Consider the following 24,163-nt stretch of genomic DNA (forward strand, 5'->3'; position numbering starts at 1 on the left):
CTCGTGATCGAAGCGGTCGATCGTTTGACGAACGGATTGACAACGCCAATTCGCCCCCGATACGCTGAATCGCGCAATCGATCCCGAATGGGACGGTGAGCGTGAAGCGGGAGAATCGACAACCAGGCTGCCTGGATCACATCCGACCGGGACGGCACATACGGCGAGATCATCGCGCTGATGCGTGCCTGTCCCGGAATACCCGGCACAGGCATTTTCGTTGTCGCTGCATCACGAGGAGATTCGGGTGCGGACGGTACTGAAGAGCAAGATCCATCGCGCGACCGTCACACAGGCGGACCTGCATTACGAGGGTAGCATCACTCTCGATGTCGCGCTCATGGAAGCCGCCGACATCCTCCCGTTCGAGCAGGTCCACGTGCTCGATGTGAACAACGGCCATCGTCTGACGACCTACGCCATCGAAGGTGAGCGCGATTGCGGCCAGGTCTGCATCAACGGCGCCGCGGCGCACCTCGTCGACCCCGGCGACGTCGTCATCATCCTCACGTACAAGGGCGCGACCGATGCTGAAGCTCGCTCGCTGGAGCCCACCCTCGTCTACGTCGACGAACGGAATCGCATCGCACGCATCGGCCACGCGATAGCGGCGGCGTCCGTCGCTTAGTCTCCCGGAGGCACGCATATGGCGCGCATCACCATCAACGACATCCGCGACATGAAGCAGCACGGCGAGAAGGTCGCGATGATGACGGCCTACGACTATCCGTCGGCGCGACTGGTGGAAGACGGCGGCGCCGACGTGATTCTCGTCGGTGACACCCTCGGCATGGTGGTGCTCGGCTACGACTCGACCGTGCCTGTGACCATGGACGACATGATCCACCACACGCGTGCCGTCGTGCGCGGCAGTCAGCGCGCTCTCGTCGTCGGCGACATGCCGTTCATGAGCTATCAGACAGGCTGGCAGGACGCGATGGTGAACGCGGCGCGCTTCATGAAGGATGCCGGCTGCGGCGCCGTCAAGCTGGAAGGCGGCGTGCGCTCCGCCGAGATCGTGAAGAAGCTTGTCGAAGCGGGCATTCCCGTCATGGGGCACATCGGCCTGACGCCGCAGTCGGTGAACCAGTTCGGAGGCTTCAAGGTGCAGGGCAAGACGCCTGCCGCCGCCGTGCAACTCATGCACGACGCGCAGGCGCTCGAACAGGCGGGCGCGTTCGCGATCGTCCTGGAACTCGTGCCGGCGCAACTGGCGGAACTGCTCACCGAACGCCTCAGCGTCCCCACGATCGGCATCGGCGCCGGCGTGCACTGCGACGGGCAGGTGCAGGTGTTCCACGACCTGCTCGGTCTGTACGACGCGTTCATACCGAAGCACGCGAAGCGCTACGCAGACGTCGGCACGGCGATCCGCGATGCCATCACGCAGTACGCCGCCGAGGTCAAGTCCGGCGCGTTCCCGACGCCGAAGCAAAGCTTCAACATGGATCCTGCCGCGCTCGCCGAACTGCGACCAAACAGCAGCGACGCGCTGCGCCGCCGGCACGCGGCCGGCCTCGACGCCTGACCCGTCGCGTTGCACGTCTTCCGCACGATCGACGACCTGCAAGCGTGGCGCCGTCGCCTCGAAGGCGACGTCGGACTCGTGCCGACGATGGGCTACCTGCACGAAGGGCATCTTTCGCTCGTCCGTGAAGCGCGTCGGCAGAGCGCGCATGCCGTGGCTACGATCTTCGTCAATCCGGCGCAGTTTGCCCCGCACGAAGACCTCGGACGCTATCCGCGCGACGAAGACCGCGATCTCTCACTCCTGGAAGCGGAGCGCACTGATGCGGTATTTGTCCCGACCGTCGACGAGATGTACCCGGAGGGCTACGCCACGTACGTCGGCGTCGATGCGCTCACGCAGCGCCTCGAAGGTGCCAGCCGCCCGACGCACTTCCGCGGTGTCACGACCGTCGTGCTCAAGCTCTTTAACATCGTGCGGCCGGATCGCGCCTATTTCGGTCAGAAGGATGCGCAGCAACTCGCCGTCATCCGCCGCATGGTGCGCGACCTCGACGTTCCCGTGCACGTCGTCGGCCTGCCGATCGTGCGCGAACCGGACGGCCTGGCGATGAGCAGCCGCAACGCCTACCTCACGCCCGAACAGCGCGCGCAGGCGCCCGTGCTCGACCGCGCGCTCGCCCTCGCGGAGCGCCTGTTCGATGATGGCGTGCGCGATGCGTCGCAGATCCGCCGGCACGTCGAGGAGACGATACGCGCGCAGCCGCTCGCGGAGATCGACTACGTCAGCGTCGCAGATGCGGAGACGCTGGACGAACTCGAGATCGTCGATGGCGCAGCGCTCGTATCGCTCGCTGTGCGCTTCGGCGCGACGCGTCTGATCGATAACACGGTGTTGCAGCCGTAGACGGGCGGCGACCGTCGGAGTACCAGGCTTCCCGCCCGACTTCCGGAGTCTGACCTTCGGCCCACTCCTGTTTGCTAGAATGCGTTCGGCGGTCCACGTCCGTCCGATTCAGCGGGAGTCGCATTCAACAATGTCCGGTCACTCAAAATGGTCCTCGATCAAGCGCGCCAAGGGCGTCGCCGATGCGCAGCGCGGCCAGCTCTTCACCAAGCTCTCCAAGGAGATCATCATTTCCGCGAAGCAGGGCGGCGGCGATCCGGCAGCGAACTTCCGGCTCCGCCTCGCCGTGCAGAAGGCCAAAGAAGCAAACATGCCGAACGAAAACATCGACCGCGCGATCAAGCGCGGCGCCGGCGGCGGTGATGGCGCCGACAACATCGATGAGATCGTGTACGAAGGCTACGGGCCGCACGGCACAGCCGTCATCGTCGAAGCGGCGACCGACAACCGTAATCGCACCGTCGCGGAAGTGCGCAACGTCTTCACACGCGCCGGCGGCAGCCTCGGCGAGACGGGCTCGGTCGGCTGGAACTTCGAGATGCGCGGCGTCGTCAGCGTGTCGCCGAACGGCAAAGACGCCGACGACCTCGCACTGCTCGCGATCGACGCCGGCGCCGATGACGTGCAGGTCGCCGGCGACAGCATCGATGTCTACACGCAACCGGGCGACCTCGAGAGCGTACGAAGGGCACTCGAGGACAACGGCCTCGACGTGGCGTCCGCCGAGACGCAGCGGGTGCCGAAGACCACCGTCCAGCTCGATGAGTCAGCCGCCATCCAGACGATGCGCTTCATCGAACGGCTCGAATCGCTCGATGATGTGCAGAAGGTCTACTTCAACGCCGAGTTCAGCGACGCGGTCTTCGCCGCGCTCGCGAGCTGACGGCGGTGGCTGCCGCCGGCGTCCCGCAGGTCATCCTTGGCATCGATCCCGGCACGCGCGTCACGGGCTGGGGCGTCATCACGCTTGAAGGCGATGAGCCGCGCAGCGCCGAGTGCGGCGTCATCACCCCGAAGCAACGGCTGCCCATCGAGCAGCGCCTGCATCACATCTTCTCCGAACTCGGCGATGTCATCGCGCGCTTCCAGCCGCATGTCATGGCCGTCGAAGAGCCGTTCGTGGGTACGAACGTCCGCTCCGCGATGGCGATCGGCGAGGCGCGTACCGTCGCCATGCTCGCGGCGACGCTGGCCGGGCTGCAGTTGCGCCATTACGCGCCGGCCCGCATCAAGCAGATGGTCGCCGGGTACGGGCAGGGCGACAAGGAGCAGGTACGCCACATGCTGCGCCTCCACCTGCGCCTCGACCATGCCCCGGATGACCTCAACGCCAGCGACGCCCTCGCCGTCGCGCTGTGCCACGCGATGTGCGCCCGTGAAGAGGCGCTGCTCGCCCGATAGCCCCTTGAAACGCCCGTTCCAGATTCGGACCTGACTTCTCGATGCCCGCTGGGTAATGCTTATCGGGGTCGGGCGTTCTATTCAGTGAACGGCCCGAAACACCCGAATCGAGGACTCACCGATGGCTCTCCTTCCCGCACTGAACGGCACCCGCGCCCTCTCGACGCTGATGATCGCGGCGTTCGCGGGCATGGCGCTGTGGATGTTCGTTCCCGCGCTCTCCAGCTCCAGCTTCGGCGGCGACGGGAGCGGCAGCGGTACGGACAACGGCGCGCTCCCGGCAGCGCTCAAAGTCGATGGTGAGGTGCAAGCGGCGAGCCACGACGACGTCGTGACGCGACTGATCGTGCCGCTGGCGGTGCGCGGAGACCAGGGCATCGACCTCGGCGCCGATTTCGATCTGCGCGCCGAGACCGTCATGGGCGTCGGCGCCTCGGCGGCCGTGCCGGCGGCCTACGCCATCGAATGGCTCGGCGGCAACGGCGACAGCATCCTTGACCCCGGCGAGAAGGCGGTCATGACTGTCGACCTGCCGGAACCGTCGAGCGTACATCCCGGCAACCCGCTGCGGCTGGTGCTGAAGCCGGCGCACGGCGTCAACCTCGTGATCGAGGACGTGTTGAACTAAGTAATCCCCCTGGCGGCACCTGGTGAAGGGGCGCGATAAGCGCCCCTTCGTGCTGCCCTGTGCGTACCTGGTATGCCACGTCAGCGAGCGCGCCCGACATGTCGCAGATACATCAGCAACCCCGCGATGCTCTTCGCGTCGCAAACATCGCCGCGGTCGATGAGGTCGAGCGCGTCAGCGAGCGGCACGCGTTCCAGGCGCAGGCCTTCGTCTTCATCGGCGTCCAGCGCGTCTTCGACGAGATCCGTCGCGGCGAAGATGTGTTGATACTCCTCCGAGTAACCCGGCGCCAAAAACATGCCGCCGATGCGCGCGAGCGTGCCACGGTGCCCCGTCTCCTCGCGCAACTCGCGCTGAGCAGCGGCCTCCGGTGCCGCGTCGTCATCGTCCATGCCGCCGGCGGGTAACTCGAGCAACCAGGCGCCGGCGGCGTGCCGGTATTGTCGCACCATCAGCAGCTTTCCGTCGGCATCGACCGGTACGAGCACGACCGCCACACCGTACTCGACGATCTCGCGGCGATGCGTCGCGCCGTCCGGCAGCTCCAGCGTATCGACGCGCAGGCCGATCATGCGCCCGTCGAAGATCTTCTCGCTGGCCACCACGCGTGGAACGGCGAGGTCCTGGTGCGGCTGGTTCACGCGTTCACCGGCCGCACCATCGCGATCTCGTTGCAGCCGGGGAACTTGGGGCAGCGGTAGCATTCGCCCCACACCTTGCGCGGCAGCGTCATCACGTCGGCCTGGCTGAAGCCGAGTTTCTCGAAGAAGCCCGGGCGGTACGTCAGCGCGAACGCCGTCGTCAGCCCGAGTTGACGCGCTTCATCGACGCACGCTTCGACGATGCGCTGCCCGAGGCCGAGCCCCTGCATGTCTTCCCGCACTGCGAGTGACTTGATCTCGCCCAGGTCCTCCCAGAGGATGTGCAGCCCGCCGCACGCCATCGTTTCGCCGGCATCGTCGCGCACGACGTAGAAGTCACGCAGGTTCTGGTAGACCTCGGCCATCGTACGGGGCAGCATCTCGCCACGCCTCGCGAATGTGTTCACCAGGTCGCAGATCGCTTTCGCATCGGCGATCGATGCGCGAACCAGTTGATGCGTGGAGGTCGCCATGGCATTGTCCCAAGATCGATGAAGCGGGCCTGCGCCCGCTCCGCCACTGTACCCGTTTTCGCGGCCGTCCGGCGAGCCGTTACTCGCTCAGCCAGTTCAATCGCCGCCCGACGCGCAGGTAGAAGTCGCCGGGCGGACCGAGCCGCAGGAATCGCGCTGCGTGCTCGCTCGTCCGTACCTTCACGACGTCGCCGCCCCCGAGATCCCAGTCGGGCTGCCCGTCGACGCTCAAGATGCCCATCTGGCCCTCCGCGATCTCGACTTCGACGAGCGACCCGCCGGGCAGGACGACGCTGTTCGCCGGCGCCAGGTGCGGCGCCACCGGCGTGATCAGCAGTTCGCGCGACTCCGGGTGCAAGATCGGCCCGCCGACACTCAGCGTGTAGGCAGTGCTGCCCGTCGCCGTAGCGATGATGATGCCGTCGGCGCGATAGTTGCCGATCGGCGTGTGGTCCGTGCGCACCGTCACCTGCACCGTGCGGCCGATCGTGCGCCGCCCGACGACGACGTCGTTGAGCGCGTGAAAGCCGCTTCGCACCTCCTCGCCGGCGCGAATCATCTCCGCCTCGAGCATCGCGCGGGTCTCGATGCGGCCGGCGCCGCCGACGATCTCCTCGAGCCGCGGCATCAACGCCTCGAACGTCATCTCCGTCAGGAAGCCGATCCGCCCCAGGTTGACGCCGAGCAGCGTCACGGGATGGGGAATGACGGCGCGCGCCGCCCGCAGGACGGTGCCGTCGCCGCCGCACGTGAGCAGCAGGCCGGTGCCGCGGACGTGCTTCTCGTGCGCTTCGTCGTCCCACGCCGAGGCCAGCCAGACTTCGCGCACCATCGGTTCGAGGCGTGCGTGAATGTCACCGGCGCAGCGCCGCGCCAGGTCCGACTTCGGGTGATACGTGACGCCGATCTTGTCCATGTCGTGCCGCTCGGCGGTCAAGCTGCCGTCTGCCAGCGTTCATGTTCCGATGCACAACGATAGCACGCGGCAGAGGGCGCACTCAGGGCTGCTTCCCTAGGCGTTCCGCGATCTCCAGGTAGTGCTCCCACGCGTGCTCGAGCATGCGGCGCACCGCCGCGCGGGCGCTCCACGGCGACTGCCCGCGCATGATCACCCCACGACGCTCGTCGGCATCCATCGACCGCAGGCGCGCTAGTTCGAGCGCATGCAGACGGTCGAGCGCGTCGAGCGGGTCGATCTTGCCTTCGTCCGCCTCACGCTGAATGCGGGATGCGCCTGTGACGCTGCGGAGGTAGCCGCCCTCGGAGCAGACATGAACGAGGATGCGGCGGATCGCGCGGCCTTTGGCGGGCGCGGCGTCGAGCTTGCGCCGGTCGACGCCGGACGTGATGCGGCGCAATTCGCCGTGCAGCGCATCCAGCCGCTGCATCAGCTTGTCGCTTTCGCGCGGCGGCAGCGGCTGCGCGTCCGTCGGCAGGAAGCGGCTGCCCAGGAAGCCGCCCTCCGTGGTGTGCTCAATGACCTTTGTGCGGATCTGGTCGCCTGGATCGACGGCCTCACCGGCTCGCGCCATGAAGCGCAGGTAGGCGCGGATGACGTCCGGCGTGGCGTCGAGCGCCGCCTCGGTCGTCGCGGCGTTCAGCATGCACCCCATGAGTTCCGGGACGTGGACGTACGTCGTCTTCATCTGCGGTCCGGACTCCAGGTAGAGTTTGTAGGTCTTCATGCAGGGGTCTCCAGGTGCAGGAAGAACTCCCGGTTGCCCGCCGGCCCGAGCAGCGGCGACGTCGTCACGCCCCGCACGCGCAGCCCGTGATTCACCGCCCACCACGCCGCGCGGCCGATCACCGTCGCGTGCGTCAGCGGATCCCGCACGACGCCGTCACGGCCGACGTCGTCCTTGCCCGCTTCGAACTGCGGCTTCACAAGCGCGACGATCGGGGCGCCGCCCGCAAGCGCGGCGATCACCGGCGGCAGCGCCCGCGTCAGCGAGATGAAAGACACGTCGATGGTTGCCAACCGCGGCTGCTCCGGCAACGCCGGCAGGTCGCGCACGTGCGTGCGCTCCATCACGACGACGCGAGCGTCGTCGCGCAGCCGCTGGTCGAGTTGCCCGTAGCCGACGTCGACGGCAAACACGCGCGATGCGCCGCGTTGGAGCAGCACATGGGTGAAGCCGCCGGTCGATGCGCCGACATCAAGCGCACAGACGCCATCGACGGCGATGCCGAACACGTCGAGGGCGTGGTCGAGCTTCTCACCGCCGCGGCTGACAAATCGCGGCGGCTGCGCCACTTCGATCGTCGCGTCCGCCGCCACCGCCACCGACGCCCGCTTCTCCGCCTGGCCGGCGACCCGCACGTCGCCGGCGAGGATCATCGCCTGCGCCTTCTCACGCGACACGGCCAGCCCCCGTTCGACGAGGGCCACGTCGAGCCGCTGCTTCCTGGGATTTGTCGCCATACTGCGCATTGTCCGCGAAATTCGCACCCTGCCGCGAACGCGCTCTGCCGTTCGCGAAACCTCGCTCGTTAACCTTTCTCCGCGCCGCGGCGTTCTTTACGTGGAGGCGCACCGCATATGTGGAGAATCGTCGTTGGTCTTGCATTCGTCATGGTGGCGCCGCTGCTCGGCGTCGCAGACACGGGTTCCGCTCACGAGTTCAACGCGCCCGAGGTGAGCGTACAGATCTCGGACCGTACGCCGGGCGGGCACCCCGATCTTCAGACGACTATCCGGCTCGATGAGGGCGCGACCTTCGACGAGGTGCGCGTCGTCGGGCCGCCCGGCGGGTCGATCGCCGCCGACCTCGACATCCCGGACGGCGCCATCGTCGGCCGGCTCGACGGCGTCGCGACGACGAACGCGATCACGCTGCCCGACTGCGGCGTCACGTCGCCGTTCGCCGTGACGATCCGAGAGGCGACGACGGAGAGCAATTCACCGGACTACCCTCCGTACCTGAACGAACTGGCGCCGGGCAAGCATCGCCTGCGACTCGTCGCCGATGTCTCGCCGTCGCCGGACGTGCCTGTCCTCATCAACTACCTCTTCGAGATCGACGAGGTCTCCGGCTCCGTCATCAGCCACACGATCGTCGGCAACCCGCTCGCGCCGCCGCCGCAGTTTCGCACGTGCACACCGTCGACGAGCACCGTGACGCTGTTCGGCGTCAGCCCGGTCGGATACGTGCTGCTCACGAACCCCGACCCGGCGCCCCAAACACCGTTGCCGTTCACGTACACATTCACGAGCCGCCCCGATGACGACGGCCACCGCCACGAAGAGACCGTCGAAGCCACGGCGGCAGTCGGTGCGATCGACCGTGGCGAGCCGCCGCCACCGCCGCGCGATCTGCGACTCTTGCTCTTCGGTGTCACCGGCCGCCTCGAGTGGGCTCATGATGGCCCTGTCGAGTCGTTTGTGGTCGAAGTGCTCACGACGAACCTCACCGGCGAAGGTCATCAGATCCTCGAGCCGTTCAGCGTGCCCGGCAGCGAGCGTTCGTTCTTCATCGACACGCCTCAACTGCCGTCCGGTTGCGATGAGTCGGTGTTCTACCGCGTGGCGGCCGTCTACGCAGGCGGTACGGGCACGTTCACCGCGACCGAACCGATCAGCGCCTGCGTCGAAGGGCCGGAGAACCCGTCGCCGCCCGTCACGCCGCCCCTCACGCCGCCTGATGCGGGCCTTACGCCGCCCGACGCCGGCAGCGGCCCCGCCCGCGCGGACCTCACGCCGGCGATCGTCGCGGCGCTGCTCGCGCTTGTCGGCAGCGGCGCGGCGCTGGCCGGACTGACGTCGAGACGGCGCTAGCGGTACGCCGTTGGCCACGTCGATCAATCAGCGACCGTAGACGGACACGACGGTGCTGCCCATGGCGGTGTACGGGCTTCGGCTCCAGTCGTCCCAACGCTCCTTCAGGCGCAGCCCGGCGATCCGCGCCATCAGGTCAAGCTCGGCGGGCCACGCGTACCGCTGGACGACAGGGTTCAGCCGTATCCCTTCGCGCGAGAGGGTCACGTGGCTCTCGTCGAGCATCTGCGTGGCCGGCTCGTGCCGCAGCACGTCCAGGCGCACCTCGCCGACCTCGATTGCTTCTGCTTCGACGTACTGATCGTTCTGCAATCGGTAGAGCATGGCGGGCGAACCAGCCTCGATGACGAACGAGCCGTCCTCGGTGAGATGTGCGGCAACGTTCTCGAAGCAGCGCACCTCGTCGTCCTGCGTCAGCAGGTTGAACAGCGAGTTCCACACGACGTAGATCAATCGGTACGTGCCCGCGACCGGAACATCGGCGAAGTCGCCGATCGTGACGGCGATCTCGTCGCCACCGGGCTTGGCGTGTAGCTGCGCGACCATCGCCGGTGAGATGTCGACGCCGTCGACGCGGACCCCGCGAGCGGCGAGCGGCAGCGCGATCCGGCCGGCGCCGATAGCGAGTTCCAGAGCGGGGCCTTCTCCCGCCAGCTTTTCCAGGAACGCGACGGCCGCAACCTCATCGCCGCGTTGCGCGTCGCCGTACATGCCGGCGACGTCCTCGCCGAAACTCATGACCGGCTCGTAGTCCTTCATGGCATCCTCCAGTGCGTTAGACCCGCCGCAACACGTGCAGCAGGTACTCTTTGCGGTCGAGCGGACTGTGGTCCGTCCGCGGGCGCGTCGGGACCGTGCCGCTCACCGGTTCGTAGCGGTCGAAGACGCACTCCAGCGCTCCTTCGCCGCGCGTGAGTGTGCGCAGCTCTTGCTGCAACTCGTGGATGCGCGCTGCGGGAATATCGCCCTTCAGCACGTACGACGACCCTCGCTTCTCTTGTGATTGGGGGACGGCACGCAGCCGCGCCAGTACCGGCGCCGTGGCCCGAAACGTGTCCGCCGGAATCTCGAGATGGAAGCGCTGGACCGGCTCGTAGACCATGGTCCCCGCCTGTTGCAGCGCGTTGAGCAGCACCAGCGGCGTCAGTCCGCGGAAGTCAGCGCCGGTGCTCGACATGCTCTTGTTAAAGGGTTGATGGCCCAGGCTATGCCGCCCCGCGTAGCCGGAATGCGTCATGGTCACGGTGCAGTCAACGACCTGCCATCCGTAGACCCCCTGGTGCAGCGTCGCCATCACGGTGTCCTCGACCGCCTTGAAGAACGCGAGCGGCATCGTCCCCAGCACCTCGGCTGCGAGCCTGAACTCGACGCCTGCGCCGACCGGGGCCGGCTCTACGCGCAGCCCGATGGTCGCGAGAAACGGATTGTGCCGCCCGCGCATGAATTCCGCCGCCGCACCGATTCCGGTCGGCCGTTCGATGCAGATCGTCGTCGTTTCGCGGAAGTCGACGTCGATGTTGAAGTCGGCCGCCAGCGTCTCCTGGATGACCTCTTTCTGCACCTCACCGTACAGGGAGACGTACGTTTCCTGCCTGACATCGTCCTGCCGCAGGTTGATCAGCGGATCCTGCTCAGCGAGCTGTTCGAGCGCGACGCGGAGCGCGCCCTTGTCGGCGGCGCGCTGCGGGACGATCACCGTTTCCAGCGTCGGCGGCGCGAAATGATGCCGCTCGGCGTTTCGCGATATGCCGATCGCGTCGCCGATCTGGATGTCGCCGAGCCCCCAGAGCTTGCCGATTTGGCCCGCGGCGATAGACGCGCGCGTGACGGCCGAGCCGCGGTCGAACACGCTGATCGCGGTCACCTTTCGCTCGTCGTTCCCGGCGGCAGGCAGCCGATCGCGCGTCCGTACCGTTCCCGAGAACATCCGGACGTACGAGATCCGCTCGCCGGCCGGTCCGCGTTCGACCTTGAATACGGTGCCCGAGACTGGGCCATCGACATCGCACTCGGCGGCGGGCAGCAACTCCGTGATGCCGGCGATCAGCGAGTCCACGCCTGCTCCGGTGATCGCCGAGCCGAAGAACACCGGATGCGCGAGCGCCTGCCTGGTCTGCTCCGCCAGCTCGTCGCGGAGCCGGCAATACGACACTGCCGTCTCGTCGTCGACGAACGCTGCCAGGAATGCATCGTTGTGGTCGGCGAGCAGGTCAGCCAGCGTCGCGGCAAACGTAACGTCGGCTGCGCCATACGGCGTGAAGCCAGCACTGCGTGTGCCGGCGTCGCTTACCGTTCCCATGGCGATGATCGCCGGCGTCAGCTTTTCGGCGATGTCCTGCAGCACGCGTTGATCGTGTGCGCCGCCGCGGTCGATCTTGTTCACGAAGATGATGGTGGGAATGTGCAGACGTTGCAGCGTCCGCATAAGCACGCGGGTCTGCGCCTGCACGCCCTCGACGGCGGAGATCACGAGCACGGCGCCGTCGAGCACGCCCAACACGCGTTCCACCTCGGCGATGAAGTCCGGGTGGCCGGGTGTGTCGATCAGGTTGACGGTGACGTCATTGATGACGAACGACACGACGGCGGACTTGATCGTGATGCCGCGTTGCCGTTCGAGCGCCAGGGAATCGGTCTGCGTACTTCCGTCATCGACGCTGCCGATCTCGTCGATGACGCCGGCTGCGTAGAGCAGCCGCTCGGTGAGGGTTGTCTTACCGGCGTCTACATGCGCCAAAATCCCAAGGTTCAACGTTCGCATTGAGCGTCATGTCCTCTGCTATTCCCCTCCGGATGGACATGTACGTTTGCCGCATTTCGCTTCTCCTTGGTCGAAGTTGGCCGTTGCCGGGAGTGTAGCAAAATGGCCGCCCTCGCAAGGCGGCCATGTTGGACCGACGGGCAGGCCGGGATTAGACGCTCGCGAGCTCCGGCAGCTTCTCGATCAGTCTCTTCGTCGACACGACGTGGTGGTTGAGGCGCAAGTCCTTCGGGTCGATGCCCATCGCCAGCCCCATCATCTGCGGCAGGTGCATGATCGGCAGGTCAATGTCGAACTTGGTCACGGCCTTAGCTGCAGGCTGCTGCGCGTCGAGGTTCAGGTGGCAGAGCGGACACGGCGACACGAGCGCATCGGCGCCTTCGTCCTGCGCTTCGTGGATGTGATTGCCGGCCTGCTTCAGCGAGTTCTCGCGGTTGATCGTCAGCAGCGGGAAGCCGCAGCACTTCTTCTTGCCCTCGTAGTCGACGACTTCCGCGCCGACCGCCTCGATCACCATCTCCAGGTACTTGTCGCGGTCCGGGTGCTCGTCGAAGCCCAGGATCTCGCTCGGGCGCAGGATGTAGCAGCCGTAGAACGGCCCGATCTTCAGCCCGCTGAGCGGCCGTTTCACCATCGACCTGATCTTGTCGAGCCCAATGTCCTCGACGAGGATCCACAGGAAGTTCTTGATCTCCAGCCCCGGCGTGTACTCCAGGCCTTCGTCGGCCAGCACGGTATTGACCTTCGCCAGGTACTCGGGGTTCTTCGCCAGCTTGTCCTGCACCATGCTCTCGATGCCCTGGCACGTCGAGCAAATGTTCATCAGCGGCAGCCCCAGGCGCTGCGCCATCGCAAACGTGCGTGCGTTGAGCGCGTCGGCCATCTCGGGATTCTGCTCCTGGATGACGCCGGCGCCCGTGCACGTCGCCTGGTCCAGTTCGACCAACTCGATGCCCAGTTCCTGCGCCACCCGGATCGTCGAGACGTACAGCTCGGGCGCCGCCCCCTTCGAAACGCAGCCCGGCCAGAATGCATACTTCATCGCGCTCATGATTCGACGACCTCCGGCTTCCGGGGCTTCAACGAAGCCGACTTGCGGATCAGGTTGCGCACCCGCTCCATCCCACTGATCTTGTGCGAACCCGGCAGCCCCGGCGGGATCGCCTGGCCGAGCGGCAGCTTGCCGACGCGCATCATCCGAAGCGCGCCCGGCATCTCCTTCGTCATGCGCGGGATGTTGAACATGCCGACAGAGCCCGGCACCATCCACACTTCGTTGAGGCGCCCGCCATCCGTGATCGACTTGGTGAAGATCGCCGTGTGACGCGAGCCCGCGTTGTTCGTGATCCCCGCCTCGATCGCCATCTCGCGCAACTGCATGATGCGATTCATCGGCGCGACGCCCTTCGGGCACACCTCGACGCACATGTTGCAGCGCGTGCAGTCCCAGATACCGCCGTACTCGCTCAGTTTCTCCAACCGTTCATGCGCCTTGCCGTCGCGCGGGTCGGCTGTCACGCGATATGCCTTCGCGAGCGCTGCCGGCGCGATGAAGTTCTTATCCACTTCGAGCACCGTGCAGTCGCTGACGCAGGCGCCGCACATGATGCAGTTCATCGTGTGCGTCAGGTCGAGCATCGACTCGTTCGGCACGCGATATTCCTCGTCGGGCGGCGGCTCGACGTTCGGCTGAATGTACGGATCGACCTGTCGCACCTTCGCCCAGAAGGACTCCATGTCGACGACGAGATCCTTGATCACGGGCATGTTGCCCATCGGCTCGACGGTCAGTTCCTGCTCTTCGTTGCCCCGCGTCAGCGCGATGATCTTCGCGCGGCAGGCGAGCCGCGCCTGGCCATCGACGCGCATCGAGCAGGAGCCGCAGATCGCGCTCCGGCAGGAGCAGCGCAGCGCCAGCGTGCCGTCTTCGTATTCCCGGATCTGGATTAGCGCGTCGAGCACGGTCGTATTTTCGGGCGCTTCGATTTCGTATTTGCTGTAGCCGGTCTTGCCGGACTCGGGGTCGGTGCGCTGTACGCTGAGTTTGACCTTCATCTAGTACTTCCTTTCCTGTGGCTCCCACTTCGTGATCGTCACAGGGATGTAGGACATCTTCTCTGAACCGTCGGGTTGACGCGTCAGCGCGATGTGTTTCAGCCAGTTCTCGTCGTCGCGGTTCGGGAAGTCCAGTCGCGTATGCGCGCCGCGGCTCTCCTTCCGCTCGATCGCGCTCTTCGTGATCATCTCCGCGCAGTCCAGCATGTAGCCGAGTTCGATATGGAACAACAGGTCGGTATTGAACACCTTGCCCTTGTCCTCGACGCCGACCTTGTCGTAACGCGCGCGCAGGTCCTTCAGCACGCCGAGTTGCTCGTTGAGCTTGTCCGGGCTCCGGAACATGCCGACGTTCACGCTCATCGTCTCGCCCATGTCGCGCCTGATCTTCGCGATGCGGTCGCCGTTCGTCGGCCGGTCGATGACTGAGCGAATCATCTTGCGGTCTTCTTCGACGACGCTCTCCGGGATCGGCCGGAAGGTCTTGGTGCAGACCGTCTCGACGGCGTGCTCGGCGGCGCGACGACCGAAGACGATCGTGTCGAGCAGCGAATTCGCGCCGACGCGGTTGGCGCCGTGCACGCTCACGCACGCTGCTTCCCCCGCGGAATAGAGCCCCGGCAGCGAACAGAGGCCGTTGAAGTCCGTCTTGACGCCGCCCATGATGTAATGGACGCCCGGGCGAATCGGCAGCAGTTCGTTGACGATGTCGATGTTCACCAGGTCGCGTGCGATCTCGTAGATCTCCTCGAGGCGCTCTTTGATGAGTTTCTCGCCGAGATGGCGCATGTCCAGGTACACGGAGCCGTCGACGCCGCGGCCCTCGTCGATCTCCGTCTGCTCCGCGCGCGATACGACGTCCCGCGATGCCAGTTCCATCATGTTCGGCGCGTACTTCTCCATGAAGCGCTCGCCGTCCTTGTTCAGCAGGTACGCGCCTTCCCCACGCGCTCCCTCGGTGATCAGGACGCCCGAGCCCTGGAGCGTCGTCGGGTGGATCTGCACCATCTCCATGTCCATGATCGCGGCGCCCGCGCGGTAACCCAGCGAGATGCCGTCGCCGGTGCAGATCAGCGCGTTCGTCGAAGGCTCGTACACCCTCCCCAGCCCGCCCGTCGCGATGATCGTCGCCTTCGCCGTGATCGCGTGCAGTTCACCGGTGCGGATGTTCATCGCCACGCAGCCGCGACAGTAGCCGTCGTCGACGATCAGGCTGGTGACGAACCACTCCTCGTAGTTGCGCATCGCGTTGAAGATGCCGGGCTTCATGAGTTGTTCGTAGAGCACGTGCAGCATCGCCTGGCCGGTGATCGCCCCGACGAAAAACGTGCGCGCCTTGCCCATGCCGCCGAACCGCCGCGTCGCCATGCGGCCGTCCGCGCGGCGGCTGAAGACGACGCCCCAGTGCTCCATCTGGAGCACCTCGCCGCCGCCCTCCTGCGCCAGGATCTCGATCGCGTCCTGGTCGCCGAGGTAGTCCGACGCCTTGATGGTCTCGTAGGCGTGCTCCTCCCACGGCCCGCCGTCCTCGCCGATGCCGGGGCCGTTGACGCCCCCTTGCGCGGCGTTCGAGTGCGACCGCACCGGGTGCACCTTCGAGATCATCGCGACGTTGGCGCCTGCCTGCTGCGCCGCGATCGCCGCGCGCATGCCGGCGAGCCCGGCGCCGATGACGAGAATGTCGTGATCGTAGACAGCCATGGGGCGCCTACCCCTCCCCTGGTGGATCCGCCCGTGCGGGCCGCTTCCGTTCGTTCGCGGTAAAGAGATCGATCGCCGCGCCGGCGCCGGTTGTCAGTGCGATCGTTGGCGGCCGGCCGGGGTGCGCATCCGGAGCGCGCAGGAGGCGGGAGTCAGGATGCGAAATCGTTCAATCCCCCTCTCGTACGGGCATGTGAAGCCTATCACCAGCTTCAGATAGGGACAAGAATCGCACGGCCGCGCACTTTCGCGGCCCGCGATAGCGCGCGTTACGATGCCGCCGAAAGCGAGGACACATGCGCATCGGCCTGCAAGTACCGTACTTCACGTGGCTCAACGGGCCTCCGGTCGGGGAGGCGTTCGGCGGTGTCGCCCAGCGCGCCGAGGCCGCCGGCTTCGATTCGCTCTGGGTCATGGACCACTTCTTCCAGATCCCCGGCGTCGGGCCGCCTGAGTTCGACATGCTCGAGAGTTACACGACGCTCGGGTTCGCCGCCGCGAAGACTTCGCGCATTAAGCTCGGCACCATGGTGACCGGCGTCACCTATCGGCATCCCGGCATCCTCGTGAAGACCGCGACGACCCTCGACGTGCTATCGGGCGGCCGTGCGTACTTCGGCATCGGCGCCGCATGGTTCGACCGCGAGCACGCGGGACTCGGCGTGCCGTTTCCGCCGCTCAAGCAACGCTTCGAGATGCTCGAAGAGACGCTGCAGATCGCCGGCCGGATGTGGAGCGATAACAACGGCCCCTACGAGGGCGCCCACTACCAACTCGCGGAAACGCTCTCCGTGCCGCAGCCGGTATCGAAGCCGCACCCGCCGATCCTGATCGGTGGCCGCGGCGAGAAGAAGACGCTCCGTCTCGTCGCCAGGTACGCCGACGCCTGGAACATGGGCACGTCATTCAACGACGACGGCGTCGCCGAGTTCAAACGCCTTTCCGGCGTCCTGCGCGCGCACTGCGAGCGCGAGGGCCGCGCCTACGGCGACATCGAGAAGACGGTGCTCACGACGCTGATGGTGCGCCTCGATGGCGGCGGCCGCTGGCTGTCGCCGGCACAGGCGATTGCGCAGTTTCAGGACTTCGCCGAAGCAGGCGTCGACCAGGTGATCGTCAACATGCCTCACGTCGAGGTGCCGGAGACGCTCGACTTTTTGGCGGCGCGGGGCGTACCGGAGGTCCACAAGCTGCAGGTCCGCGCGTAGCACGGCCGGTTGCGCGGCGCGTGGCCGCGGGACGTCGCCCGGGATGCCGCCAGCGTCACGCTGCGGACGGACGGCAAGTTGACCCGCGACGATCGGGATGCCGTCGATGAGGCGGTAGAGGCGTACGGCAGGTTCCTCGGCCTGTCGGTGGAAGTCTCGCTCGCGCATTAGATGGCGCCTGGCAGCGATGCGCGTTCACGAGCGATGATTTTGCGCGCATTTTGCACATCGGCCATCGCCGCCGGACGGCGACGCACGTAGACTGAACCTCGTTCAGCGAGGTGATCGATGCGTGCGAAGAAGACCGACCGAGAGTTGCCCATCCTGCTGCCGTTCGTCCCCGGCCAGGCGAGCAACGGCGAATTCGTGCCGAAAGAGCGCACGCCGGCGCATCGCCGCGCGGAAGCGCTCGCGCACGGCATGGCCGAAGACATCGCCAAGAAGCGCGGCCTTGACCGCCGTCGCTTCCTGATGAGCGCAGGCGGCATGGCCGTCACGCTCGCCGCGATCAATCTCGCAGGCTGCGACGACGACGACACCCGCGATCTCCCCGAAGGCGTCGACTCCGGCGGCACGTTCAACACGCCCGCCGACGCCGATCCCGACGCCGTCTGCGAAGTGCTCGACGGCGACGAGTTCATCTTCGACGTGCAGACGCACCACGTCGACCCGGAAGGGCCGTGGGTGAACGAGAGCCCGGCGACGGCGGGCGCCTTCCGCCTCTTTCCCGGCGACCCTGCCTGTAACGAGACGGACCAACTCGACTGCTTGAGCCGCTACTACTACGCGCACGACATCTTCCTCGAAAGCGACACCACGATCGCCGTCCTTTCGGACACGCCCTCGGGCAACGACTCGACCGATCCCTTGAACTTCGACGAAATGAAGCGCACGCGCGACATCATGAACGAGCTGTCGCCCGCCAACACCGGCCGGCTGCGCCTGCACAGCGTCGTCGTGCCCAACGCGCCCGCCGGCCTCGATGCGGCGCTCGAACGCATGCAGGCTCGCGCCGAGACGCTCGATGTCGCGGCGTGGAAGATCTACACGCCATATGGCCCCGGCGGCCGCGGCTGGATGCTCGACGACGATATGGGCATTGCCGTCATCGAGCAGGCGCGTGCGCTGGGCGTGAAGACGATCTGCGCCCACAAGGGGCTGCCGCTCTTCGGCTTCGACCGCGCCGCCGCGTCGCCGCGCGATATCGGCGTCGTCGCGGCGGCGTATCCCGACATGAACTTCGTCGTGTATCACTCGGGCTGGTTTCCGGGGCATCGCGAAGCGGCGTACAACGCGGACCAGGCCGAAGGCGTCGACGTGCTCGTCAAGAGCCTCGTCGATAACGGCGTCCAACCGAACACGAACGTCTACGCCGAACTCGGCTCGACGTGGCGCAACATCATGAGCGACCGCACGCAGGCGGCGCATCTGCTCGGCAAGCTGATCAAGTACGTCGGCGAAGACAACGTGCTGTGGGGTACCGACTGCATCTGGACGGGATCGCCGCAACCGCAGATCGTCGCCTTTCGCGCGTTCCAGATCGAGCCGCAGTTCGCGCAGCAGTACGGCTATGGCGCGCTGACCGACGATGTGAAGCGCAAGATCTTCGGCATGAACGCCGCGCGGCTCTACGGCGTCGATCCGGAGACGCAGCGATGCAAGATCGAACGCGATCAGGTCGAAGAGCTGCGCCAGACGTACATGGAGTTGGAGCCGGACACGCACGAGGTCCGCTGGGCGCCCAAGGGCCCGACGACGCGACGCGGCATGCTCCGCTGGTTCGCGGACCACGGCGGCAAGTGGCAGTTGGGCTGAAGCCGGCGGCAGCATCCGTCCGGGCCTGAACAGCGCCTGTCTGTTGACGTAACGTACTCTATAGGTGCTGTAGTTAGGCCGTCGGCACAATTGACGCTAATTCCGGCCCTCCATTCCGCCGAAACTCTCTTCGTGAGCCCACTGCGAAGTCTTCGCGTCCGCAGGGCGGCGTTACTGTCGGCAGGCGGCCTGGCCGTCTTCCTGTCGTACGTCGCCGTCATGACGGGCACCGCGACCGACGCGACGATTGGTCCGGTCAGCATCGCAGCCGTCGCGTTTCCGGGATTGGTGACCGGCCTCGTGCTCGTCGCCTACGTTGCGTGGGAGACCCGCAATGTACAGGCCGCAAGCCACCTCGCCCAAGAGTTGAGCACGCAGCTCGTCCGCAAGGAAATCGAGATCGGCCGCATCTCCACGGTCGATGAGCTTACGCGCCTCTACGCGCGCCGCGAGTTCGAGAACAGCATGAAGGTCGAGTTCGAGCGGCGGCGCCGCTATGGCCGCGACCTCTCGCTGCTCCTGCTCGATGTGGCGTACGTGAGCGCCGCCGGCGAGGGAACGCTGCCGAAGACCTACCTGCTGTCCGAGATGGCGGCGATCTTTCGCGATGTGCTGCGCGCGAACGACATCGGCGGCCGCTACACGCCGGAGCGCCTCGGCCTGCTGCTGCCGGAGACGGACGAGATCCGCGCCCAGATCGTCGCCGACAAGATCCGCGCCGCCGTCGCGAGGCATCCGTTGTTCGGCGCGCTCCAGGACGGCAGCCCGCGCGCCACGGTTTCGATCGGCATCGTCATCGCCGACTACGCCTTCGCGACCTGCGAAGAGTTCGCCGTCGCTGCCGAAACGGCGCTCGCCGAAGCGATCGCCGCGGGCCCCAACCAGGTACGCATGTACACCCGCGCGCAGCCCGCCCACGACGAGAGCGGCCCCTTCCGCCTCGCGAGCTAACGCCGCGCTCCCAGGTTCAAGGTTCTCAGTTCAAGGTTCTGAGGTTCTGGCATCTCCGTCCCCTCGTGCGCCATACTCGCCGCAATATGAACGCACTCATTGCGACCACACCGCCGCCATGCCGCTAGCGCGCCTGCGCGGCATCGTCGAGGAGAAGGGCGCTGACTGGGTGATCGTCGGCGTCGGCGGCATCGGCCTCGTCGCGTCCGTACCGTCGACGGCCGCCGACGATCTGGCGGTCGGCCGGCAGGCTGCGCTCTTCACGTATCTTCACGTCCGCGAGGACGCGCTCACGCTGTACGGCTTCACGTCGCGCGACGAGCTACGTCTGTTCGAGCAGCTGATCGGCGTCAGCGGCGTCGGGCCGCGTGCCGCGTTAGGCCTCTTGTCCGCGCTCGATGGCCCGAGGCTCGCGACGGCGATCGCCTCCGGCCAGACCGACCTGCTGCGCAAGGTGCCCGGCGTCGGCCAGAAGACCGCCGAGCGGCTCGTGCTCGAGCTGCGCGACAAAGTCGCTGTACCCGACGACCTGCCGCCGCCATCGCTGACGAAGCAGGGCGAACGCCAGGCCGACGCCGATCTCGTCGCCGCGCTAATGGGTCTCGGCTACACGCAGATGGAAGCCCAAAACGCCGCCGAACGATTACCGGACGCCGGCGAGGCTTCGTTGGAGGAGCGCGTCAGGAGCGTCCTCCAGTCGTTGGCGCCGCGGTAAATCGCCGAAACTGTGGCGCGGGCTTTCAGCCCGCGAACCGTCGCCAAGCGTGGCCCATTACATGTACTGGCCGCCGTTGGGGTTGAACTGCTGCCCCGTGATCCAGTCGCCCTCCGTACACAGGAAGCGGACGAATGCGGCGACTTCCTCCGGCTTGCCGAAGCGGCCCAGCGGGATCTGCGACAGCAGGTTTTTCTTCACGTCGTCGCTCAGCGCGATCACCATGTCCGTCTCGACGAACCCCGGGCACATCGCATTGACCGTGATGTTATTGCGCGCGAGTTCCTTCGCCGCCGACTTCGCGAACGCGATCAGCCCCGCCTTCGCAGCCGCGTAGTTCGACTGCCCGACGTTCCCCATCTGCCCGATGATGCTCGACATGACGATGATGCGGCCGTAGTTGCGCTCCGTCATGTGCGGCACCGCCGCCGACGTACAGTAGAAGGCGCTGCTGAGGTCCGTGCTGATCACCTCGTCCCACTCGGCGACGGACAGCCGCTTCAACGTGCGGTCGCGGTTGACGCCGGCGTTGTTCACCAGGATGTCGATCTGGCCGTACGTCTCGACCGCCTTGTCGACGAGCGCCTTCGCTTCGTCCGCATTCCCGACGTGCGCCTTGAAGGTCATCGCCTTGCCGCCGGCGTCGTTGACCTGCTTCGCGAGCTGCTCGGCCGGTTCGGGGCTCTGGTTGTAATTGATGACGACCGTCGCACCCTCGCGCGCCAGTTCTTCCGCGCAGGCGCGACCGATCCCGCGCGACGCACCCGTGACGACGGCCACCTGGCCTTCGAGACGCTTCTCCGACATGAGTCCTCCGGTGAGTGATTCGGGGGTGAGTTCGCTATCGGCGGTGAATGTAACGGATGCGGGGATGGGGGGCTAGAAGATGCCCGAGGAGTAGCTGACTAAATCTCCAGCACGTTGCCGTCGATGTCCTCGATGCGCGCAAACGGTACTTCCGGCGCGTGCTCGCCGCGCTCGATCACCTTGCCGCCCGCCGCTTCGACGTCCCGGATCGCCGCATCGAGGCCGACGGCGTGGTCGACGTGCATGCCGATGTTCTGCGGCCCGGCGCCGGCGTGCTCCGGATCGAGCAGCAGCCCCATCGACGTCTCCGTGCCCGGGATACCGACGAACGCGATGCCTTCGTTGCGGAAGATCACTTCCAGGTCGAAGGCATCCTTGTAGAAGCGCGCCGCCCGGTCGAGGTCGCGCACCGGCACGATGAACAGCAGAGACGTGATTCGTGCCATGCGCCTATACCACCGTCGGCGGGCGGTAGTCGCCCCACGCCTTCTTCAACTCGCCGCAGATCTCGCCGATCGTCGCGTACGCCCGCACAGACTCGAGGATCGCCGGCATCAGGTTTGCGTCTTCACGCGCCGCGCTGTTCAGGCGCGTGAGCGATGCCGCTGCCGCCGCACCGTCGCGCTCGGCGCGGACACGCCTCAGGCGCTCGATCTGCGCCCGCGCCAGTTCCGTATTGACCTTGAAGATCGTCGGTTCCGGATCTTCGTTGGAACGGAACCGGTTGACGCCGACGACCACGCGCGCGCCGGACTCGATGTCCTGCTGCTGTTGCACCGCCGCTTCCTGGATCTCCGACTGCATGTAGCCGCTCTCGACCGCCGCCACCGACCCGCCCATATCCTCGATCCGGTCGATGTACTCCTGCGCGCGCTTCTCCATCTCGTCCGTAAGGTATTCGACGTAGTACGATCCGCCGAACGGGTCCGCCGTGTCCGTGACGCCCGACTCGTGCGCGATGATCTGCTGCGTGCGAAGCGCGATCCGCTGCGCCTCCGTCGTCGGGATGGCGAGCGCCTCGTCGTAGCACGACAGCGCCATCGACTGGACGCCCCCCAGCACCGATGCCAGGGCCTGCAGCGACGCCCGCACGATGTTGTTCTCGGGCTGCTGTGCCGTCAGCGTCGCGCCGCCGGTCTGGATGTGCGTGCGCAATTTCCACGAGTTCGGGTTCTTCGCGCCGAAGCGCTCTCGCAGCAGCTTCGCCCACATGCGCCGCAGCGCGCGGTACTTCGCCACTTCCTCGAAGAAGTTGTTGTGCGTGTTGAAGATCCACGAGATGCGCGGCGCGATGTCGTCGACGTCCACGCCCGAGCGCTGGCACGCCTCGATGTAAGCGATCGCGTTCGCGAACGCGAAGCCGATCTCCTGCGCCGCCGTCGAGCCCGCATCCCTGATGTGATAGCCGCTGACGCTGATGCTGTTGAACTTCGGCGCGTAGCGCGCGCAGTGCGTGATCAGGTCCGCGGCCAATCGCAGCGACTCCCGCGGCGGATAGATGTACGTGCCGCGCGCGACGTACTCCTTGAGCACGTCGTTCTGCGCCGTCCCCATGATGTCGCCCGCCGGCACGCCCTGCTTCTCGGCCACGACCATGTACATCGCAACCAGCACCGACGCGGGCGCGTTGATCGTCATCGACGTGCTCACTCGGTCGAGCGGGATGCCGTCGAACATCTCCTCCATGTCGGCGAGCGAATCGATCGCGACGCCGACCTGGCCGATCTCGGCTTCGGCGTTCGGGTCATCGGAGTCGAGGCCGATCTGCGTCGGCAGGTCGAACGCGACGGATAGCCCCGTCTGGCCCTGGCTGAGCAGAAACTTGAAGCGCTCGTTGCTCTCGGTCGCCGTGCCGAAGCCGGCGTACTGGCGCATCGTCCACAGGCGCCCGCGATACATCGTCGGCTGCACGCCCCGCGTGTACGGGTACTCGCCGGGCGTGCCGGCGTCACGGTCGTAGTCGAAGCCGGCGGTGTCGAGCGGCGTCGCAAGTCGCGGCGAAGGCGTGGAGGTGGTCGCAAACTCTGCCTGGCGCTCGCCGCCGCGCTCGAGCGCCTTCTTGAGCGTCGTGCTTTCCCAGCGCTCGTATTCGCTCTTCAGGCGGTCGCCGTTTGCGTGTCCGTTGCCCTCTGCCATGCCGTCACCTCGTCTCACTGTAGATGCGGTATGCGGGAATGGTAACTCAGGCGGCCGCCAAACGCGGCTGCGGGGAGGACCGAGCACGGAAATTGTTCTGGAATTTTCACCCGCCGGCGCTGATCTGAACCCTGGCGAGCGCTGTTGGTTGGCCGTTGCGGCGCGCCTGAAACGCTTCTAACTCATGCATGGCCTGGAAGAGCAGCCGGTTGAGGTGCGCGTCATACTTGGTGAGGTTGATCAGTGACTGTTCAGGCGGGAGCAGGCGCTCGCGCCGCATGCGGTCCTGCTCGTCGAGGACGAACGCGAGGTCGCGCCCGCGCTCATCGATCTGCATCGCGAGATGCGTAGCGACATCACGCAGGACGTCCTCGACCTTCGCGCCGAGCGATGAGGTGTGCGCCTGTACGACGGCCAGCATGAGGCCGGTCGTCCAGCCCGTGTCGTCGCCCCTGCATTCATCGCTTCTTCGTCAGCGCCGGCCGCCTCAAGCGCGGCGGTGAAGGCATCGCCCGCGATGGCGCTGACGGCGCGGAGAGGATCGCCGCGGACGCCCAATGCCGCGAGGGCTTCCTGGGCGCCGTCGAGCAATTCCTGAGCGTGCTCGACGGACGCGGGCCGCGACCAAGCGTAGCGCTTCTGGAAATCGAGCGACACCCGCTCGCGAGCGGCGGCGGCGAGGTCGGCCTCGTAGGGAGCGACGCGCCGCAGCCGCCAGAACA

25 protein-coding genes are annotated in these 24,163 nt (G+C 66.6%); 11 read left to right on the forward strand and 14 right to left on the reverse strand.

The features are described from left to right. Positions 1 to 247 precede the first annotated feature (247 nt). The 6 genes from panD (at position 248) to WEB52_13130 (ending at position 4,403) form a co-directional block, all read left to right on the forward strand. Positions 248 to 628, forward strand: coding sequence for an aspartate 1-decarboxylase (gene panD, locus WEB52_13105; protein ID MEX2227377.1), 381 nt, complete (start codon positions 248 to 250; stop codon positions 626 to 628). 18 nt (positions 629 to 646) lie between these two features. Beyond that, a complete protein-coding gene (gene panB, locus WEB52_13110; protein ID MEX2227378.1) occupies positions 647 to 1,528 on the forward strand; it encodes a 3-methyl-2-oxobutanoate hydroxymethyltransferase in 882 nt (293 codons plus the stop codon). A 9-nt stretch (positions 1,529 to 1,537) separates the two neighbouring features. Beyond that, positions 1,538 to 2,374 (forward strand): pantoate--beta-alanine ligase, encoded by an 837-nt coding sequence (gene panC, locus WEB52_13115; GenBank protein ID MEX2227379.1) that lies wholly within the window; start codon positions 1,538 to 1,540, stop codon positions 2,372 to 2,374. Between the two features lie 130 nt (positions 2,375 to 2,504). Next, on the forward strand, positions 2,505 to 3,257 hold the full coding sequence (locus tag WEB52_13120; GenBank protein MEX2227380.1) for a YebC/PmpR family DNA-binding transcriptional regulator: 753 nt from the start codon (positions 2,505 to 2,507) through the stop codon (positions 3,255 to 3,257). A 5-nt stretch (positions 3,258 to 3,262) separates the two neighbouring features. Continuing rightward, positions 3,263 to 3,775 (forward strand): crossover junction endodeoxyribonuclease RuvC, encoded by a 513-nt coding sequence (gene ruvC / locus WEB52_13125; GenBank protein MEX2227381.1) that lies wholly within the window; start codon positions 3,263 to 3,265, stop codon positions 3,773 to 3,775. A 121-nt stretch (positions 3,776 to 3,896) separates the two neighbouring features. Continuing rightward, the gene (locus WEB52_13130; protein ID MEX2227382.1) at positions 3,897 to 4,403 is read left to right on the forward strand and encodes a hypothetical protein; all 507 of its coding nucleotides are present in this window, start codon (positions 3,897 to 3,899) and stop codon (positions 4,401 to 4,403) included. A gap of 80 nt (positions 4,404 to 4,483) precedes the next feature. Here WEB52_13130 and WEB52_13135 read toward each other — a convergent pair whose 3' ends face one another. The 5 genes from WEB52_13135 to WEB52_13155 form a co-directional block, all read right to left on the reverse strand. Further along, positions 4,484 to 5,044: an NUDIX hydrolase gene (locus WEB52_13135; protein ID MEX2227383.1), complete on the reverse strand. Its 561-nt coding sequence runs from the start codon at positions 5,042 to 5,044 to the stop codon at positions 4,484 to 4,486. After that, a complete protein-coding gene (locus tag WEB52_13140) occupies positions 5,041 to 5,517 on the reverse strand; it encodes an N-acetyltransferase (protein ID MEX2227384.1) in 477 nt (158 codons plus the stop codon). Before WEB52_13140 ends, WEB52_13135 begins: the two co-directional genes overlap by 4 nt. A 79-nt stretch (positions 5,518 to 5,596) precedes the next feature. Beyond that, positions 5,597 to 6,454 carry an NAD(+)/NADH kinase gene (locus tag WEB52_13145; protein MEX2227385.1) on the reverse strand — a complete coding sequence of 286 codons (858 nt, stop codon included), beginning with the start codon at positions 6,452 to 6,454 and terminating at the stop codon, positions 5,597 to 5,599. Between the two features lie 61 nt (positions 6,455 to 6,515). Beyond that, positions 6,516 to 7,202: a hypothetical protein gene (locus WEB52_13150; protein MEX2227386.1), complete on the reverse strand. Its 687-nt coding sequence runs from the start codon at positions 7,200 to 7,202 to the stop codon at positions 6,516 to 6,518. After that, on the reverse strand, positions 7,199 to 7,939 hold the full coding sequence (locus WEB52_13155) for a TlyA family RNA methyltransferase (GenBank protein ID MEX2227387.1): 741 nt from the start codon (positions 7,937 to 7,939) through the stop codon (positions 7,199 to 7,201). Before WEB52_13155 ends, WEB52_13150 begins: the two co-directional genes overlap by 4 nt. Before the next feature lie 117 nt (positions 7,940 to 8,056). Here WEB52_13155 and WEB52_13160 point away from each other — a divergent pair, with 117 nt between their 5' ends. Next, positions 8,057 to 9,292, forward strand: coding sequence for a hypothetical protein (locus WEB52_13160; GenBank protein ID MEX2227388.1), 1,236 nt, complete (start codon positions 8,057 to 8,059; stop codon positions 9,290 to 9,292). Positions 9,293 to 9,319: 27 nt separating this feature from the next. Here the strand turns inward: WEB52_13160 and WEB52_13165 are convergent, their stop codons facing one another. From WEB52_13165 to WEB52_13185, 5 genes are all read right to left on the reverse strand, one after another. Beyond that, entirely contained in the window at positions 9,320 to 10,051 is a 732-nt protein-coding gene (locus WEB52_13165) for a class I SAM-dependent methyltransferase (protein ID MEX2227389.1), read from the reverse strand. Positions 10,052 to 10,067: 16 nt separating this feature from the next. Further along, positions 10,068 to 12,053 (reverse strand): translation factor GTPase family protein, encoded by a 1,986-nt coding sequence (locus WEB52_13170; GenBank protein ID MEX2227390.1) that lies wholly within the window; start codon positions 12,051 to 12,053, stop codon positions 10,068 to 10,070. A gap of 151 nt (positions 12,054 to 12,204) precedes the next feature. Beyond that, positions 12,205 to 13,104 carry a CoB--CoM heterodisulfide reductase iron-sulfur subunit B family protein gene (locus WEB52_13175; protein ID MEX2227391.1) on the reverse strand — a complete coding sequence of 300 codons (900 nt, stop codon included), beginning with the start codon at positions 13,102 to 13,104 and terminating at the stop codon, positions 12,205 to 12,207. Further along, positions 13,101 to 14,108 (reverse strand): succinate dehydrogenase iron-sulfur subunit, encoded by a 1,008-nt coding sequence (sdhB, locus tag WEB52_13180; protein ID MEX2227392.1) that lies wholly within the window; start codon positions 14,106 to 14,108, stop codon positions 13,101 to 13,103. The genes WEB52_13175 and sdhB overlap by 4 nt, the downstream gene beginning before the upstream one ends. Continuing rightward, complete coding sequence (locus tag WEB52_13185; protein ID MEX2227393.1) at positions 14,109 to 15,809, reverse strand: FAD-binding protein; 1,701 nt, start codon at positions 15,807 to 15,809, stop codon at positions 14,109 to 14,111. It abuts the gene before it with no gap. A gap of 296 nt (positions 15,810 to 16,105) precedes the next feature. On the opposite strand from WEB52_13185, the gene WEB52_13190 reads away from it, so the two are divergent. From WEB52_13190 to ruvA, 4 genes are all read left to right on the forward strand, one after another. Next, positions 16,106 to 17,017, forward strand: a complete 912-nt coding sequence (locus WEB52_13190) for an LLM class F420-dependent oxidoreductase (protein MEX2227394.1) — start codon at positions 16,106 to 16,108, stop codon at positions 17,015 to 17,017. Between the two features lie 288 nt (positions 17,018 to 17,305). Then, entirely contained in the window at positions 17,306 to 18,832 is a 1,527-nt protein-coding gene (locus WEB52_13195; GenBank protein MEX2227395.1) for an amidohydrolase family protein, read from the forward strand. 132 nt (positions 18,833 to 18,964) lie between these two features. Next, positions 18,965 to 19,783, forward strand: coding sequence for a GGDEF domain-containing protein (locus WEB52_13200; GenBank protein MEX2227396.1), 819 nt, complete (start codon positions 18,965 to 18,967; stop codon positions 19,781 to 19,783). Positions 19,784 to 19,901: 118 nt separating this feature from the next. After that, positions 19,902 to 20,498: a Holliday junction branch migration protein RuvA gene (ruvA, locus tag WEB52_13205; protein MEX2227397.1), complete on the forward strand. Its 597-nt coding sequence runs from the start codon at positions 19,902 to 19,904 to the stop codon at positions 20,496 to 20,498. A gap of 57 nt (positions 20,499 to 20,555) precedes the next feature. Here ruvA and WEB52_13210 read toward each other — a convergent pair whose 3' ends face one another. From WEB52_13210 to WEB52_13225, 4 genes are all read right to left on the reverse strand, one after another. Then, entirely contained in the window at positions 20,556 to 21,305 is a 750-nt protein-coding gene (locus tag WEB52_13210; GenBank protein ID MEX2227398.1) for a 3-oxoacyl-ACP reductase family protein, read from the reverse strand. Positions 21,306 to 21,403: 98 nt separating this feature from the next. Continuing rightward, positions 21,404 to 21,751, reverse strand: a complete 348-nt coding sequence (locus tag WEB52_13215) for a VOC family protein (GenBank protein ID MEX2227399.1) — start codon at positions 21,749 to 21,751, stop codon at positions 21,404 to 21,406. 4 nt (positions 21,752 to 21,755) lie between these two features. Next, positions 21,756 to 23,441: a methylmalonyl-CoA mutase family protein gene (locus WEB52_13220; protein ID MEX2227400.1), complete on the reverse strand. Its 1,686-nt coding sequence runs from the start codon at positions 23,439 to 23,441 to the stop codon at positions 21,756 to 21,758. Positions 23,442 to 23,547: 106 nt separating this feature from the next. After that, complete coding sequence (locus WEB52_13225) at positions 23,548 to 23,862, reverse strand: hypothetical protein (GenBank protein ID MEX2227401.1); 315 nt, start codon at positions 23,860 to 23,862, stop codon at positions 23,548 to 23,550. Positions 23,863 to 24,163: the final 301 nt, after the last annotated feature.

The sequence above is a fragment of the Dehalococcoidia bacterium genome (genome assembly GCA_040902535.1).
Lineage (GTDB): Bacteria > Chloroflexota > Dehalococcoidia > DSTF01 > JACRBR01 > JBBDXD01.